The sequence below is a fragment of the Candidatus Hydrogenedentota bacterium genome, from assembly GCA_012730045.1.
Taxonomy (GTDB): domain Bacteria; phylum Hydrogenedentota; class Hydrogenedentia; order Hydrogenedentales; family CAITNO01; genus JAAYBR01.
In genome coordinates, this window is the sequence record JAAYBR010000143.1 from 75479 (window position 1) to 90752 (window position 15274).

At 67.9% G+C, this 15274-nt stretch carries 12 protein-coding genes; 2 read left to right on the forward strand and 10 right to left on the reverse strand.

Features of this window, described 5'->3' with window-relative positions; genetic code table 11:
- The first annotated feature begins 3 nt into the window (after window positions 1–3).
- Window positions 4–1026, forward strand: coding sequence for a tRNA preQ1(34) S-adenosylmethionine ribosyltransferase-isomerase QueA (gene queA, locus GXY15_15620; protein NLV42639.1), 1023 nt, complete (start codon window positions 4–6; stop codon window positions 1024–1026).
- Window positions 1027–1393: 367 nt separating this feature from the next.
- Here queA and GXY15_15625 read toward each other — a convergent pair whose 3' ends face one another.
- The 8 genes from GXY15_15625 to clpX form a co-directional block, all read right to left on the reverse strand.
- A complete protein-coding gene (locus GXY15_15625; GenBank protein ID NLV42640.1) occupies window positions 1394–2779 on the reverse strand; it encodes a cardiolipin synthase in 1386 nt (461 codons plus the stop codon).
- A 7-nt stretch (window positions 2780–2786) separates the two neighbouring features.
- A complete protein-coding gene (locus GXY15_15630) occupies window positions 2787–4514 on the reverse strand; it encodes a thioredoxin fold domain-containing protein (protein ID NLV42641.1) in 1728 nt (575 codons plus the stop codon).
- Between the two features lie 77 nt (window positions 4515–4591).
- Window positions 4592–5326, reverse strand: coding sequence for a 16S rRNA (cytidine(1402)-2'-O)-methyltransferase (rsmI, locus tag GXY15_15635; GenBank protein ID NLV42642.1), 735 nt, complete (start codon window positions 5324–5326; stop codon window positions 4592–4594).
- On the reverse strand, window positions 5323–6324 hold the full coding sequence (locus tag GXY15_15640) for a GHMP kinase (protein ID NLV42643.1): 1002 nt from the start codon (window positions 6322–6324) through the stop codon (window positions 5323–5325). The genes rsmI and GXY15_15640 overlap by 4 nt, the downstream gene beginning before the upstream one ends.
- Window positions 6314–7009 carry a lipoyl(octanoyl) transferase LipB gene (gene lipB, locus GXY15_15645; GenBank protein NLV42644.1) on the reverse strand — a complete coding sequence of 232 codons (696 nt, stop codon included), beginning with the start codon at window positions 7007–7009 and terminating at the stop codon, window positions 6314–6316. The genes GXY15_15640 and lipB overlap by 11 nt, the downstream gene beginning before the upstream one ends.
- A gap of 17 nt (window positions 7010–7026) precedes the next feature.
- The gene (locus GXY15_15650) at window positions 7027–7704 is read right to left on the reverse strand and encodes a site-2 protease family protein (GenBank protein ID NLV42645.1); all 678 of its coding nucleotides are present in this window, start codon (window positions 7702–7704) and stop codon (window positions 7027–7029) included.
- Window positions 7705–7761: 57 nt separating this feature from the next.
- On the reverse strand, window positions 7762–8595 hold the full coding sequence (locus GXY15_15655) for a glutaminyl-peptide cyclotransferase (protein ID NLV42646.1): 834 nt from the start codon (window positions 8593–8595) through the stop codon (window positions 7762–7764).
- Window positions 8592–9887, reverse strand: coding sequence for an ATP-dependent Clp protease ATP-binding subunit ClpX (gene clpX, locus GXY15_15660; GenBank protein ID NLV42647.1), 1296 nt, complete (start codon window positions 9885–9887; stop codon window positions 8592–8594). Before clpX ends, GXY15_15655 begins: the two co-directional genes overlap by 4 nt.
- A gap of 379 nt (window positions 9888–10266) precedes the next feature.
- Between clpX and GXY15_15665 the strand changes: the two genes are divergently transcribed.
- Window positions 10267–12195: a hypothetical protein gene (locus GXY15_15665; GenBank protein NLV42648.1), complete on the forward strand. Its 1929-nt coding sequence runs from the start codon at window positions 10267–10269 to the stop codon at window positions 12193–12195.
- A gap of 9 nt (window positions 12196–12204) precedes the next feature.
- Here the strand turns inward: GXY15_15665 and GXY15_15670 are convergent, their stop codons facing one another.
- Both GXY15_15670 and GXY15_15675 read right to left on the reverse strand, forming a co-directional pair.
- The gene (locus tag GXY15_15670; GenBank protein NLV42649.1) at window positions 12205–13335 is read right to left on the reverse strand and encodes a hypothetical protein; all 1131 of its coding nucleotides are present in this window, start codon (window positions 13333–13335) and stop codon (window positions 12205–12207) included.
- Window positions 13336–13497: 162 nt separating this feature from the next.
- Window positions 13498–15252 (reverse strand): hypothetical protein, encoded by a 1755-nt coding sequence (locus GXY15_15675; GenBank protein NLV42650.1) that lies wholly within the window; start codon window positions 15250–15252, stop codon window positions 13498–13500.
- Between the last annotated feature and the right edge of the window lie 22 nt (window positions 15253–15274).

Here is a 15274-nt window from a genome sequence, read left to right on the forward strand (position 1 = left end):
CGCATGAACGTCGCCGACTTGGATTATGCCCTTCCCGAGGAGCTGATCGCGCAGCATCCCTGCCCGGACCGGGACGGATCGCGCCTGCTGGTGGTGGACCGCGCCACGGGAACCCTCACCGAGGATGTCTACCGCAATGTCGCCGCGTGGCTTCGTCCCGGCGACTGCATGACCCTCAACGACACCCGGGTCATCCGCGCGCGGCTGCACGGCCACAAGGAGAGCGGCGGCGCGGTGGAGATATTCCTGCTGCGGGAGGAGGCCCCCGGCGTATGGGCCGCCCTCGTGCGCCCGTCGGCCAAGGTGCGCCCCGGGGCTGCGGTCCTGCTTCCGGGGGGCATCCGCGCCGAGGTGCTGGAGCCGCTCCCCAACGGGCAGCGCCGGGTCCGCTTTGACCGGCCCGACGTGGTGGAGACCCTGGAGCGGATCGGCGAGATTCCCCTGCCCCCCTACATCCACCGGGACACGCAGGAGGCGGGCGACGCGGTCCGCTACCAGACCGTGTTCGCGCGGACGCCCGGCGCGGTGGCCGCGCCGACGGCGGGGCTCCACCTGACCCCCGAGGTCTTCGCCGCCCTCGACGCGAAGGGGGTGCGGCGGGCGCATCTCACGCTGCATGTGGGCTACGGCACCTTCAAGCCCATCACGGCGGAGCGGCTGGAGGACCACCGGGTGGACCCGGAGGACTTCGAGTTTCCGGAGGACACGGCGGAGCTTCTGAACGCAACCCGCGCGGCGGGCGGCCGGGTAATGGCGGTAGGCACCACGGCCACCCGCGTGCTGGAGACGCAGTGGCGCGACGGGCGCTTCCACGCCGGGGCCGGCCAGACCACCACCTACATCCATCCCCCGCACACCTTTCGGGGCGTGGACATCCTCCAGACCAACTTCCACCTGCCCAAGTCGAGCCTGCTGGCGCTGGTCTGCGCCTTCGCGGGGCGCGACCTGACCATGGACGCCTACGCCCACGCCGTCCGCAACCGTTTCCGCTTCTACTCCTACGGGGACGTGATGCTCATTCTGTGAGCGGGCATATGGCATCACCTGAACAAAAAGCCCGACAACAATACCTTCAGCACGCACAGGGGCTTCTTCGTTTTTCCTTCCCGAGCGCTCCGGAGCGCCGAAGGCGCGCCATACAATAGCCCGGGGCGTGAGCCCCGGGGAGGGAGACAAGCCTGGGTTCTAAGAGAGCGCTGAAAGCGCGGCACATAGGCGGAAGGTCTTTGTGCCGCCCCTTCGGGGCTCCGGCGGCGGGGGGGGCGTTTCCCGGGGCTTGCGCCCCGGGCTATTGAATGCCGCGCTTTCAGCGCTCTGAAACCCACCCTCAAGGGGGAACCAATGGCCGGTCTTCTCAAGGGGGAACCAATGGCCGGTCTTCTGACACAGGTCTTCACAGCAGCGGCGAAATGAGGTGGCAGAGCTGCTCCGCCCAGGCGCGGCTGGGGCTTACGGGCTTTTCCCCCAGCGGCACACTCCCCTTCTCCAGGCCGGAGAAGAACGACGCCACGCGGTCCACCTCGCCGCGCGTGTGGTGGAACAGGGCGATCTCGTAGTTGAGGTAGAGGCTGCGCATGTCGAGGTTGGGGGTTCCGGTGATGGCGAGGGTGTGGTCGAAGATCATGGCCTTGGCGTGCACCATGCGGCCCGGGTACCCGTAGACCTTTCCGCCCGCGCGGACGAGGGCGCGCAGCGAGGGGCCGCGGGCGATGTCGGCGAGGCGGTGGTTGGACCGCAGCGGCACCACGACCCGCACGTCCTTTCCCCCCCGCGCCTTCACCTCGAGCGGCTTGAGAAACGCCTCATCGGGGATGAAATAGGGCGTGACCAGCCAGATCCGCCGGCGGGCGTCCATGACCGCGCCCAGGAGCGCGTCGTTGAACGTGTCCTCCGGCACGTCCGGCCCGCTGGCCACCACCTGGATGCGGGACGGTCCGGGTCCCTCGGCGGCGTCCGCCGCGTCGGGCAACTCCAACTCCTCGTTGGTGGCGTAGTACCAGTCGCTCAAGAAGACCCGCTCGATGTCCGCGACGGCGGGCCCCTCCAGGAAGGAGGCCATGTCCACGAAGCGGCGCGGGTCGGGCGTGGGGCCCATGAAGGCCGAGGCGAGGTTCATGCCGCCCACCATGGCGACGCGGTGGTCCGCCACGACGATTTTGCGGTGGTTGCGGAGGTTGGCCGACCACCGGCGCTGCACGGGCAGCACGGGCATGAAGGTGGCCACGCGCCCGCCCGCCTCGATCACGGGCCGGAGGAAGGCCCCGCTCGCCCAGATGCTCCCGAGGGAGTCCAGCAGCAGGCGGACCTCCACCCCCTCGGCGGCCTTCCGCGCGAGGACGCGGGTCAGCGCCTTGCCGGTTTCCTCCCGGCCGAGGATGAAGGTCATGACGTGGAGGGACTTTTCCGCCTCCTCGATCATGCCCATGAGCCGCCAGAAGGCGGTCTCCCCGTTGAAGTGCATGTCCACGGTGTTCCCGGAACGCGGGGGCGGCACCCCTGGCCCCCACACGCCCCCGGCGCCGGATTCCCCCTCCCCGCCGGAGGGGGCGGGCGGGTCGCCGGTGTAGAGGACCGCCTTCTTGCGGGCGGCCCGGCGTACCTTTCTGCCGCCGATAAGGAGGTAGAGCGGCACGCCCACATAGGGGATGAGGATGATGGCCATGAGCCAGGCGAGGGTGCCGCCGGGCTGGCGGCGCTCCTGCAGCACGCGCACGGCAAGCACCACGGCGAGCAGAAAGCCGCTGATGGTCAGCAGATGCTCAAGCGCCAGCTGCGCCATGGACACCTCACTCCTTCGGGGTCAGGACGATGAAGGTGGGCAGGCCCAGCACCTGGAAATGCCCCGTCACCTCGCGGGCCGGGGACTGCGTCAGGTTCTCGGCCTGGTACTTGACCTTGACGTACCCCTCCAGACGCGAGAGCACCTCGTCGTCTTTCAGAATGGTCTTGTCCATGAGGGAGCAGTTCTTGCACCAGGTGGCCCAGAAGTCCACGATGACCGGCTTTTTCTCGTCCAGCGCCCGCCGGAACCCCTCCTCCAGGCTGGGCGTCCAGCCGCCGGCGGACGCGTCCGCCGCCTGCGGCGCGCCGGAGAGGGACCACGCCAACTGCCCGTAGTATGCGGCGAACCCCAGGATGAAAAAGCCGAAGGCGTACTTCACCCAGGTCATCCACTTGCCCGGCTTGGGCAGGAAGGAGAGGCCCGCGCCCAGGAAGGGCCACGGCAGGGCCATGCCCGCGCCCAAGAGGAAGGGCAGCAGCACGGCGGCCCGGTGTCCCTGGCTGTACAGGTCCTGCGCGTGCAGGATGGTGTAGATGACGACCGGGGCGACGCAGGCCCCGGCGAGCAGCGCGGAGACCCCGCCCATGAAGAGCGCCGCAGGGAAACTGCCGTTCTCGTTGCGCCGCACCCCCAGCCGCGCCTGGAACCGCGAGAAGTCTATCTGGATCAGGTCGAACATGGCGACGCCGAGCACCACGAAGAGGGCCGCGATGGCGGCGTTGAACCACACGGTGGAGTTGATCGCGCCGAAGGCGGAACTGACCCCCAGCACCACCGCAAGCCCGAGGCCGCCGTAGACAAGGGCGATGCCCGCGCCGTAGGCCGCGCCCAGCAGGAAACCCCGCGTCTTGCTGCCCGCCCGCGCCCCGGCGCCGATGATGGCGACGTTGATGGGGATCAGCGGCAGCACGCAGGGGGTCAGGTTCAGCAGGAGTCCGCCGAACACCACCAGCAGCAGCATGGGCAGGAAGCCCCTTCCCGCAAACCCGCCTCCGGCGGGTTCCCCGGTTTCGGCGGCCTCCACAAAGGCCAGGAACCCCGCCTTGTCCGCATAGCCGTCCAGACGGCCCGACACCGTGAAGCGCTCCGCAAGGGCGCGCCAGTCGTCCGATGCGGCGACGGGCTCCGCCGGTGTGGCGGTCTCCCCTGCTTCCGACTCAACACGCTCCGCAAGATTCTCCGCCTGGTCCCAGTTCAGTTCGGGGAACCCGGCGGTCTTCTCCCCCGCCGCCGCCGCCACCGTGACCTCCACGGCGAATTCGGCCTCCGCCGGGGGCGCGCACATCTTGTCATTGCAGGCCTGGTACTGGAGCGTGCCCTTCAGGGGGTACGTTCCCTGCGCGAGGCCTGCCGGGGCTTCCGCCTCGATGCCGACGGCGAAGGTGCCCTCGTACAGGGCCAGAGGCTCCGGGGAGAAGGACAGCGTCATCATGACGGCCTCGGGATAGGCCGCCCGCAGCACGCGGAACGGGCTGTCCGCAGGGAACGTGACCAGCGTGGGAATCAGGAACTCGTCCAGGGGATGACGCGCGTTCACATGCCACGGCTTGTCCACGGAGAACGTGACGGCGGCGCGGAAGGTCTGCCCCGGCGCGACGGCGGAGGTCTCCACCAGCGCCGAGTGGGACACCGCCGGGCCGGCGGGCTGCGCGGAAGCCGCGTATCCGGCCAGAAGAACCAGCACCCCCAGGCATGACGCGCCGATTCCTTTTCCTCTCTTGGAACGTGTCATGAGACATCCCTTTCCCGTTGCCGCTGTTGCGTTTATAGTAGCAACATGTCTGCGGGGAATGGCATTCCGGGCGGGGGTTACTCCCCCTCCCCCCCGTCATCGTCCTCTTCGACCGCGAATTTCGGGTTGTTCCCGGAAATCACAATGGTGACCTCGCCCTTGACCTGTCTTCCGGCGAATTCGGCGGCGAGGTCCGCAAGAAACCCGCGCCGGACGCTCTCGAACTTTTTGGTCAGCTCCAGGCACACGGCGGCGAGGCGGTTGCCGAGGGCGGCGTGGGCGTCGGCGAGGCAGGCTCCCACGCGGTAGGGGGACTCGAAGACCACGAGGGAATGGGGCAGGTCCTTCTCCATCTCGAAGAAGCGGCGGCGCGGCCCGGGTTTACGGGGCGGGAAGCCCTTGAAGGAGAAGCTCGCCGTGGAGAGTCCGGAGGCCAGCAGGGCCGTGGTCACGGCGCTGGGTCCGGGCACCACCTCGATGCGGTACCCCTTTTCGTGGCAGAGCGCGGCGATCCGGTAGCCCGGGTCGCTGATGCCCGGGCAGCCCCCGTCGGTGCAGAGGGCGACGCTCTTGCCCTCCTCCAGCAGGCCCGCGATGCGGCGTGCGGCGTGCTCCTCGTTGTGCTCGTGGTACGAGAAGCGGTGGGCGGGCGCGGTGATGCCGTGGCGCTCGAAGATGATGCGGGTGGTGCGGGTGTCCTCGCAGGCGAGGGCGTCGGCCCCGGACAGCACGCGCAGGGCGCGCAGGGTGATGTCCTCCAGGTTGCCGATGGGGGTGGCGACGAGGTAGAGGGTTCCCGGTTCCAAGCTCATGACGCCTCCACGCGGGGCTTCATGACCGCGATGCCCTTTTCACCCATGGCATGCACCAGCCTCCCGTACATCTCCTCGTCGTAGTACATGCCCACGACGGCACCGCCGGACCCGGCGTACTTGGCATGGGCGCCGAGACTGCGGGCGCACTCCACCATCTCCACGGTGCCGGGATCGAGGTTGAAGATTGAGCGGCGGCGGGCGAAGTTTTTGTCCATGAGCGGCCCGATTTCCAGGCCTTTGCCGGCCTTCAGAAGGGCGCGGGCCTCTTCGGCGTAGGCGGCGAAGTCCTTCATCGCCTGGACAACGTCCGGATCCCCGGCAAGCCAGCGCTGGCGCACGTTGTTGTGGATGGTCTCCGAGCCCTCGCCCAGATCGGTCCGGTAGGCGATGAAGAGCGGCGGCAACAGCGCCGGGTCCAGTTCCTCATACTCGCCGTATCCCCGGCCCTCCATGAGGTCGCGGTCGAAGTCCATGTAGACCACGCCCTCGTAAACCTGGATGACGCGGTCCTGGAGCCCCGCGGTGATGCCCAGCTCGTCCATTTCCACGCTCAGGATGAGATTGGGCAGCAGGGGCTTGGGGATCTCCACCTCGTAGAACTCCGTGAGGCACTGGATCGTCGCGGTGACCAGGGCGCTCGATCCCGCCAGCCCGAGGCGGCGCGGGATCGTGGACCGGTAGCGCAGGGAGAAGTTCCGGTCGGGAAGCCGGATGCCCTGGGTCTCGCAGTGGTCAAAGAACTTCTTGACGGCGGCCTTCATCAGCCGGATGCCGCCGTAGTAGCCGTTGCTCTTGACGTCCTCCACCAGCTCGCGGATGCCCGGATACTTCGACCGGTCCTGGAAACTGGGGATGATCTCGACCTCCGGGCTCTCGTACAGGCTCACCTTGGCCGAGAAGTCGCGGATGATGATGCTGATGGTCTTGCCGAAATACCCGTCCGACGGGTTTCCCATGAGCCCCGCCCGGGCATAGGCCACTGATTCAACCGCCATGGCTGCACTCCTTTCCCTTTCCCGCCGGCTCCGCAGCGCCGGCGCTCTCCGAAAACACGTCCAGAAAGGCCCGCTCAAACCGGTCCATCACCTCCGAAATCGGGGGAGTGTGGCCGAGCAGGCGCGCCATCGAGGTCAGCCCCCGGTCGCGGATGCCGCAGGGGACAATGAGGGACCAGTGGCCCCAGTCGGGGGCCACGTTGAGCGCCAGCCCGTGAAAGGTGACCCACTGGCGGATGCCCACGCCGACGGCGGCGATTTTTTCCCCGCCGACCCAGACGCCGGTGTGCCCCTCCAGACGCTCCGCCGGGATGCCATAGTCCGCGAGCAGGCGGATAAGCGCCCCCTCCAGGGAGCGCAGGTACCATTGCACTGAGCAGCGCCGGCGGCGCAGGTCCAGGATGGGATACGCCACCAACTGGCCGGGGCCGTGGTAGGTGACGTCGCCGCCCCGGTCCGAGGGGCAGAGCGCCACACCGAGTTCTGCGAGTTTCTCCGGCGGCGCCAGCACATGCGCGGCGTCCGCCTTCCTGCCCAGGGTGACCACCGGGGCGTGCTCCAGGAGGAAGACCGTGTCGGGGGCCTCCCCGCGCTCCACAGCGTCCCGCCGCGCGCGCTGCATTTCAAAGGCGTCCCCATAGGGGATCAACCCGGGCAGGCGCTCAAAGGAAATCTCTCCGTTCATGCGCCCGAGGCCCTCCCCTACCCCTGCATCACATCGTACAGGGGGGTTCCGTAGAAGGCGAGGGCGAACACCCCCCTGGACAGCAGGGCCATGGGCACGTCCAGGATGTGGAACTGGAAGACCAGGACGAAGAGGATGATGAGGCTGAACGGGCCCAGTTTTTCGAACTGCTCCGCGGCCCTGGGGGGCAGCACGGCCTCGAGCAGGTGGTGGCCGTCGAGGGGCGGCAGCGGGATCAGGTTGAACAGCATGAGCAGCGCGTTGATGAGCGCCAGATAGACGAAGGTCTGAAGGAGGAGGAGAACGACCGGATTCGCGCCCACCACGCCCACGGCCATCGCCACAAGGCGCAGAACCACCACCGTCGAGAGGATCAGGAGCAGATTGGCACCGGGGCCCGCCAGGCCGATCAGCACGGAGTCCCGGCGGATGTTGTGGAGATTGCGGGGGTTGTAGGGGACGGGTTTGGCCCACCCGATAAGGAAGGGAGATGTGCTGAATATGGCGAACAGCGGCAGCACCACGGTGCCCAGGGGGTCAATGTGCTTGACGGGGTTCAGGGTCATGCGCCCGAGCAGGCGCGCCGAGGGATCGCCGCACCAGTTGGCCATGGCGGCGTGGGCCGCCTCGTGGGCGCTGAGCGAGAACAGCAGGCACAGGTACTGGAGGATCATCATTCCCAGGTCGTCGCGCACGGAAAACTCCTTGTTCTTGTCACGCGGGGCATTGTATCAGGCGCCGGGGGGGCGGCGTCATTCCGCGGCGGCGGGAAGCTCGGTCAGCGTGATCTCGTAGAGCATGGGCCACTTCTTCCCCGTCACCCAGAGCCGTTTCGTGGCCGGGTCATAGGCGATGCCGTTCAGCACGTCCACCCGGTGTCCCGCGCGGTCCTCGGGGGTGAGGAGGCCCGACAGGTCAATCCAGGCCTCCACCGTTCCCGTGTCCGGCGCGATCACGGCGACCACGTCCTTTTTCCAGATGTTGGCGTAGACGCGGCCCTCGACCCATTCCAGCTCGTTCAGCCGCCCCACGGGCTGGCCCCCGCTGGTCACCCGGACCGTCCTCGTGACGGCGAAGGTGTCGGGGTCCAGAAAGCGCAGGTTGGCGGTCCCGTCGCTCAGGATGAACTGCTTTCCGTCAAAAGTGAGGCCCCAGCCCTCGCCGATGTAGTGGAACTCCGCCAGCGGTTCAAAGGTCTTCCGGTCGTACACGAAGCCCTTGCCGTTCTGCCAGGTCAGCTGGACCAGCCGGTCACCGTCGCAGGCCAGGCCCTCGCCGAAGAACTGGTCGCCCAGCCCGCGGCTCCGCAGGACCTTGCCGTCCTCCAGGGAGACCTCGCGCACGGTGGATTCCCCCTTGATGCCCGTGCTTTCGTAGAGCAGGCCGTCGTGCCAGAGCAGGCCCTGGGTGTAGGCCTCCGGGTCGTGGGGGTGCTTCTGGACCACGGTGTGGGTGTACCGCGCGGCGGGGCCGGACGGCAGGGTGTCGCAGGAGCAGGCGCACAGCAGCGCAGCGACGCACACGGCCGCCAGCACGGCCCCGCCCCTGAGGGGGCGGCGGACAGCCTTTCCGGCCGCGCGCGTCATGCCGAGGCGTTGCCGGCGCGCTTTTCCGGAGGCTCCTTGAGGTCCTTGAGGCGTCCCTCGTTCTCGTACACGATGATGGGGTCCTCCCCGTTCAGGATGACCCCGGGAGTGATGACGCACTCCTTGACGTCTGTGCGCGAGGGGATGTCGTACATGAGGTCGAGCATGACGATCTCCAGGATGCCGCGCAGGCCGCGCGCCCCGGTGTCATGCTGCATGGCCCGCTCCGCCACCGCGGTGATGGTCTCCTCCTGGAAGACGAGCTTGACGTTCTCCATCTGGAAGAGCTTCTCGTACTGGCGGGTCAGCGCGTTTTTCGGCTCGCGCAGGATGCGCGCAAGGTCGTCCCGCGTCAGGTCGTTCAGCGTGGCCACCACGGGCAGCCGCCCGACAAACTCGGGGATCATGCCGTACTTGATCAGGTCTTCCGGGCGCACCTGGGCCAGGATTTCGCCGAGGCGGGCCGTCTTCTTTGTCTTGATGTCCGAGGTGAACCCGGCCGTGTTGGTGCCGGTCCGCTTGCGGATGACCTGCTCCAGACCGTTGAAGGCGCCGCCGCAGATGAACAGGATGTTCCGGGTGTCCACCTGGACGCATTCCTGCTGCGGGTGCTTGCGGCCGCCCTGCGGCGGCACATTGGCCACCGTGCCCTCGAGAATCTTCAGCAGGGCCTGCTGCACGCCCTCGCCCGACACGTCGCGCGTGATGGACGGGCTGTCGCTCTTGCGCGAAATCTTGTCCACCTCGTCAATGTAGACAATGCCCATCTCCGCCCGGCCAATGTCGAAATCCGACGCCTGGAGGAGCTTCAGCACCACATTCTCCACGTCGTCGCCCACATACCCCGCCTCGGTCAGCGTGGTCGCGTCCACAATGGCCAGCGGCACGTCCAGCATCCGGGCCAGGCTCTCCGCCAGCAGGGTCTTGCCGCAACCCGACGGGCCGATCAGCAGGACATTGGACTTCTGGAGCTCCACCCCCTCGACCTCGGAACCCGTGGTGATCCGCTTGTAGTGGTTGTGCACCGCCACGGCCATCACCCGCTTGGCATAGTCCTGCCCGACCACATACTGGTCCAGGAATTCCTTGATTTCCTTGGGCGCGGGCACCCGCTTCTGGAGGGTGCGGCGCTTGCGGGTCTTCTCCTCCGCGATGATCTCGCTGCACAGACGCACGCAGTCATCGCAGATGTTCACGTCCGGCCCCGCGATGAGCTTGTTCACCTCATCGTGCCGTTTCCCGCAAAAGGAGCAGGTCGGGCCGGAGATTCTGGAACGTTGCTGAGGCGCCATTGACGGGTCTCCATGAATCCAACGACTGCCCTCGTTCTTGGGGCAATCCCACGCGCAATAATAGCACTTTCAAGAATGCGTGTCAACAATAAATTGTGGCCGGATGGCTGGCCATCCCCACCTATTGTGCCTTGAACGCCCGTTGAAAGGCAAACGGCACCCACAACTTGTGTATTCCCAATGGCGGGGAAAGGTTCCGGAAAGGAGGGCGAAACAGGGGGGCAAGGGGGCGTTTTTTGGGGGGAGTTGGGCTCAGGCGGAATGGGGTGGACGCGGTGGACCGCGTGGACGAGGTGGACGGAGGAGCTGCGAAGGATGGCATTGTGCGGCGGTTTCGGGTAGACTGGGGGGACTTTGCGGGGTCTCGGGAGTCTTTCGGATGGTGGATTGGATGGCAGAGCAGGTGCGGGGCGCGTTTGGCGCGCCGCTGTACCTGCCGCTGGTGCTGGCGGCGGTCGGGGTGCTGGCCGCCGGGGCGGTGGTGTCCTCGGGGGCGGTGCGGCGGCGGCTGGGCGGCCCGGGGCATGCGTTTGCCTCGGGGTTTCTCGGGGCGGTGCTGGCGGTCACGGCGGTGTTGGCGGTGGAAAACTATGTGAAGACCGACTATTTCCGGTACGGGTCGCACCTGAACGCCTATGAGTTCTTCCACTACTACCTGGGCTCGAAATACGCCCCGGAGCTGGGGTACACGCGGCTGTACGCCGCCGCGCTGATCGCGGACGACGAGACGGGGCGGAAGTGGGCCCACCCGTCGAAGATGATCCGGAACCTGGAAACGGGGGGGTATGTCGCGGCGGAGGCGGTGCTGGCGGACCGGGAGGCGGTGAAGGCCTGTTTTTCCCCGGAGCGCTGGGAGGCGTTCAAGGGGGACGTGGCCTGGTTCAAGGATGACAGCCGTCTGAACGGGGCGCGGTGGGCGAGCGTGCTGCGGGACAAGGGGTACAACGGCACGCCGGTGTGGGGCATGGTGGTGGGGGGGCTGCTGGCGAACCGGGTGCCGACTTCGTCGGCCCGGGGCATGGGCGCGCTGTCCCTGTTGGACCCCCTGCTGCTCGCCGCGGCGATGGGGCTGGTCTGGTGGGCCTTCGGGTTCCGCGCCATGGCGCTGCTGGTGGTGCTGCTGGGCACGAACTATATGATGAAATGGTGGCACATGAAGGGGGCCTTTCTGCGGACCGACTGGGTTGCGGCGATGGTGGCCTCGGTGTGCCTGATGAAGAAGGGGCGGCACGGCCTGGCGGGCGGGCTGCTCGCCTGGTCCGTCCTGTCGCGCATTTTTCCCGTGGTGCTTTTGTTCGGGCCGGGCGTCAAGCTTGCCGAGCAGGCCTGGGAATTCCGCCGACGCCGGAGCGGCCCCCTGTTTGAGGCGGTCGGACGGCGCTTTCCCGGCCGCCGGGGCGCGGTTCTCCGCCTGACCGCAGGGACGGCGGCGTTTCTGGCTGCGGTGTGCGTGCTGTTCTGGGTCCGGGGGGCGCTGGTGCCGTGGCTGTCGGCCCCCGAACACGGGGTGGCCGCCCTGTTCCGGCCTGCGGGCGCGGGGATGGTGGCGGCGGCGGCCAACGGGTTCGCGGTGCTGGTGCTGGCCGCGCTGGCGGCCACGCTGGGCATGACGGCGGTCCAGGGATGGTGGACCGGGGGCATGGACCGGCGGTGGCTGCGCTTTTTCGCGGTGTTCGCGGTGGTGACGGCGGGGTTCGGGCTGGCATCGGCGGCGCACTGGCGGGGCACGGGCCTCTGGCCGGAGTACGTGAAGAAGATCGGTGACCACAACCAGGGGGTGAGCGAGTGGCGGGTGGGCTACAAATACGTCCTCATGGCGGAGTGGCCGGAGGGGTTCCGCGCGCTGGACACGCCGCCCCGGCAGTGGGCCCCCCAGCTCCGGTCGGCGCGGTACCAGGAGCACCTTCACACCTGGTGGAACACGCAGGCCACGGTGCTGCTGGCGGCGTTCCTGGCGGCCTTCTTCCTGAAGGACCACCGCGCCCTCATGCTGGGGTTCGCGCCCCTGTTCTTCCTGTCGGCGGCCACCTACTACTACTACATCATGCTGCTGGTGCCCATGCTGTTTTTCGCGGAAAAGGCGGAGTCGCCGCCCCACGCCCTGGGGGCGTCGCTGCTGCTGCTTTCGGGGGCGTCGGGCTACTTCTTTTACGGCCTGTGGAAGCAGCAGTACGGGACCTACTACTGGCTCTCCGTGGAGCTGATGGCCGTGTGCCTGCTTCTGCTGGCGCTGGCCTTCGCGGAGGGGCTCCTGTCGGCATGGGGGGCGGGGGATGGCGAAGACCCCCCGGCCCGAAGGGAGGCGTGACCCGCCCCTTTAGAGGAGCTGGGTGCCCTGCATGGTCGTGTCGCCCACGTCGGGCAGGCTTTCCTGGTAGATTTCCACGCCGCTCTCGTCCCGGAGCATCTGCATCATCTTGCCGATAATGAGGGGCGCGGCGAGGGTGGGTTTCGCCTCCTCCAGCGTCAGTTTCCGGGCGGGTTTGCATTCCAGCACCTTGAGGACCAGGTAGGCGTCGGGCATGTTGATGGCGCGTGCGCGGCCCTGGGCGTCCGTGGCCACCTGCCGGTAGGCGGGCAGGTACACGGGCCCGATGACGGTGTCCACGGCGGTGCCCGAGGCCACCTCCCAGAACCCCCGGAAGCGCTCCAGCGCGGGGTTGTTCTGGATCCCCGATTCGATCACGTACTCAACCTTCTCCTCCGCGCCCCGCCGCAGAAATTCGTCCACCAGCGCGTCAAAGCCCTCCCCGGCGTCCAGGCGGGCGCGGACCGCCGAGGCCCGGGCGGACGCGTCGGGAAGCGCGGCCGGGAAGCGCACGGCGCGGAAGGCGATCTCCTCGAAGACATCGAGGGTTTCGCCGGAGAAGCGGTACTCGCGTTCGAACTCCTCGTCTGAGATGGTGATGCGCTTCTCCTTGAAGGCCTCCACGGCGAGATACTGGACGGCGCTCTCGCCGAGGAGCCGGGCGACCACGGCGTCGGTCCCGTCCTCGATGTTCTGCTTGAGGTTTCGGAGGCGGTCCGGTGTGAGCTCGTAAATCTTCATGAGGGGGGTGATTTCATTGTTGACGGGGATTTCGGCCTGCCACATGGCGCGCAGGTAGTCCGCCTCGTCCCCCCGTTCCTGAAAATAGACCTCGCGGGCCTGCTCGCGGTCCACGTCAATCTTGCCCTCCTCCTTCAGCTTCTTCCCGAGGGGCAGCTTGATCTGCTGGTCAATGTGGTGGTTCAGCACGCGCAGGAGGTCGCCGCGGGTCCGGATTTTGGGCCGGTCCGTGTCGGGCATTTCCCGGATCAGCCGGAACAGGTCGCCCCGGGTGATGTACTTGTCCCCCATCTTCGCCACGCGGATGCGGTCCTTGTCCACAATCCGCCCGCAGCCCGCCGCCAGCACCGCCAGCAGGGCCGCCGCGGCCAGCATCTTCACCTTTGTTCCCTGCATCATGCTATGATCCTTGCGAGGCGTTTTTCGCGCGGCCCGCCGCGCCGGGAGGTTGTCCCATGCACGTGTATCTGGCTTTCATGGGCCTGCTGGCCGTCACGATGTTCCTGTGGCTCCTGCTGGCATTTTACACGGACGACGAGTCCTGACCGGCCCCCGTTTCCGTCACGGCGCGCGCCGGATCAGGTGGCGGTAGGAGAAGGTGGCCTGGTCGTGGGCCGTCTGCGAGGCGACGGGGGTCAGGGGCACGGCATACTCCCCCATGAACCCGGAGTGGTTGTACGTGACCCCGAGGACCGGCCCGGAGGCGGCCGCCCCCTTCCCTTCCAGCTCCCCCGCCGCCGCGCGCAGGGCGGCCTCTTCGGGGAACAGGAGCACGTTCTCATCCCAGGGCTCGCCGTGGAACATGGGGTTGCGCCGCTCGTCCACGCCCATGAGCCAGGGGCCGAGGAAGAGCGCCAGCAGCTCCGGCTTGTCCGCCGGGAGAGCCTCGCAGGCCACCGCCTCGTTTTTGGGATTCACGAAACGGAAGGCGTATTCGAGGGCCACCGTCACCTTTTCGCCGGGCTTCAGCGGCACCGCCGCATTGTCCCCGTCCGCCGGGGCGGGCGAAACCGAGAACCCGGCCGCCCATGCGGGACGGCGCAGCAGGACGCGCACGCCCGCCGCCGGGCCCTCTTCCAGCGTCACCTCATACGAGGCGCCCGCGCCGTTTCCGTGCGCCTTCCGGGCCACGGCCAGGGTGCAGCCGCCGGCCGACCAGCGCCCCTCCTCCCAGAGGTTCAGGCGCAGCGCGTCCCCGCCCTTGTCCGCGGTGACGACCGAATCCAGCACATCGCGGAAGGCCCGCATGCCGTGCATGGTGCAGCACCACCAGGCGCGGCCGGACCCGGGATGGGGCTTGTAGCCCTTGTAGGCGAAGCAGCGGTGTCCGAAATCGCCCGTGTCAAACTGGTTGGCGTAAAAGGCATTGTAGAGGCAGGTCTCCGCGCGCTCGAGATAGGCCCCGTTCCCCGTGGCCTTCCAGAGCTGCAGCGACAACCGGAGCAGGTCGGCGACGGAGCACCCCTCGTCGCGGTCGTAGTCGGGCTTGAAGTACTCCAGGATGCCGCCGTTGGGCATCACGGCGCCGGCATCCAACAGGTCCTGATAGCGGGCCTCCACCGCCTTCAGGATGGCGGCGTCGCCGGTGGTCTCGTAAATCATCATCGCGCCGCGCAGGGTCGTGAGATAGCCGTGGGTGTGCTGGTCTCCCCTGCCCTCCAGGATGGGCTCCATCTTCCGCGCGGCGTCGCGGTAGGCCTCCTTCCCCGTGGCGCGGGCCAGCAGTTCCAGCCCCTCGTTGAGCTGGGTGAAGCAGATGAAGCCGTTGGCGGCCTTGCCGCGCAGCCGGTCCATAACCTCCGGTTTCGCGCAGTCGTCAAAGACCGCCAGCAGGAAGACGCCCAGCCGCTCGGCGGCCTCCAGGGCCTCCTTCTGTTCGGGGAACCGCTGCGCGTACTCCAGGAGTCCCACGAGCAGCCGGCCGTTGCCCCAGAGCAGGGCCATCTGGTCGGGCCCGACGTCCGCCGCCTTGAAAGAAAGGCTCTCATAGCCGAAACGGCCGTCCTTCCGCTGGTGTTTCAGCGTCTCCGCGACCAGGCGGTGGAGGCGCGCGTCGTCCTCGCCGCCGCGGGAGAGCATGGCCAGGGCGCTGAGGAAGCGGCCGGAGACGTCGCCGCTGAACTCCATGAAGCGCCGCGGGCGGCTCTTGTCCACCAGAACATCCGCCAGAATGAAATCGTCCGAAAAGGCCGGCTCGTCCACGACGGTGATCCGGTTGAAGACCAGGGCGATGCGGGCCGCCAGTTCCCCCTCCGGATGCGGAGCGGACGTCTGGCCGACGGCAAGCAAACACGCGGCAACGGTGAGAATACCCATGGTTTTTCTCCTTCCAGGCCGC

What these genes read in the sequence shown, in the direction of transcription:
- GXY15_15625 (NLV42640.1), bottom strand. Translation starts at nt 2,779, where the DNA reads ATGGCGCAGCTGGCGCTTGAGCATCTGCTGACCATCAGCGGCTTTCTG.
- queA (NLV42639.1), top strand. Translation starts at nt 4, where the DNA reads ATGAACGTCGCCGACTTGGATTATGCCCTTCCCGAGGAGCTGATCGCG.
- GXY15_15665 (NLV42648.1), top strand. Translation starts at nt 10,267, where the DNA reads ATGGTGGATTGGATGGCAGAGCAGGTGCGGGGCGCGTTTGGCGCGCCG.
- GXY15_15675 (NLV42650.1), bottom strand. Translation starts at nt 15,252, where the DNA reads ATGGGTATTCTCACCGTTGCCGCGTGTTTGCTTGCCGTCGGCCAGACG.
- GXY15_15640 (NLV42643.1), bottom strand. Translation starts at nt 6,324, where the DNA reads ATGGCGGTTGAATCAGTGGCCTATGCCCGGGCGGGGCTCATGGGAAAC.
- GXY15_15670 (NLV42649.1), bottom strand. Translation starts at nt 13,335, where the DNA reads ATGATGCAGGGAACAAAGGTGAAGATGCTGGCCGCGGCGGCCCTGCTG.
- rsmI (NLV42642.1), bottom strand. Translation starts at nt 5,326, where the DNA reads ATGAGCTTGGAACCGGGAACCCTCTACCTCGTCGCCACCCCCATCGGC.
- lipB (NLV42644.1), bottom strand. Translation starts at nt 7,009, where the DNA reads ATGAACGGAGAGATTTCCTTTGAGCGCCTGCCCGGGTTGATCCCCTAT.
- clpX (NLV42647.1), bottom strand. Translation starts at nt 9,887, where the DNA reads ATGGCGCCTCAGCAACGTTCCAGAATCTCCGGCCCGACCTGCTCCTTT.
- GXY15_15655 (NLV42646.1), bottom strand. Translation starts at nt 8,595, where the DNA reads ATGACGCGCGCGGCCGGAAAGGCTGTCCGCCGCCCCCTCAGGGGCGGG.
- GXY15_15630 (NLV42641.1), bottom strand. Translation starts at nt 4,514, where the DNA reads ATGACACGTTCCAAGAGAGGAAAAGGAATCGGCGCGTCATGCCTGGGG.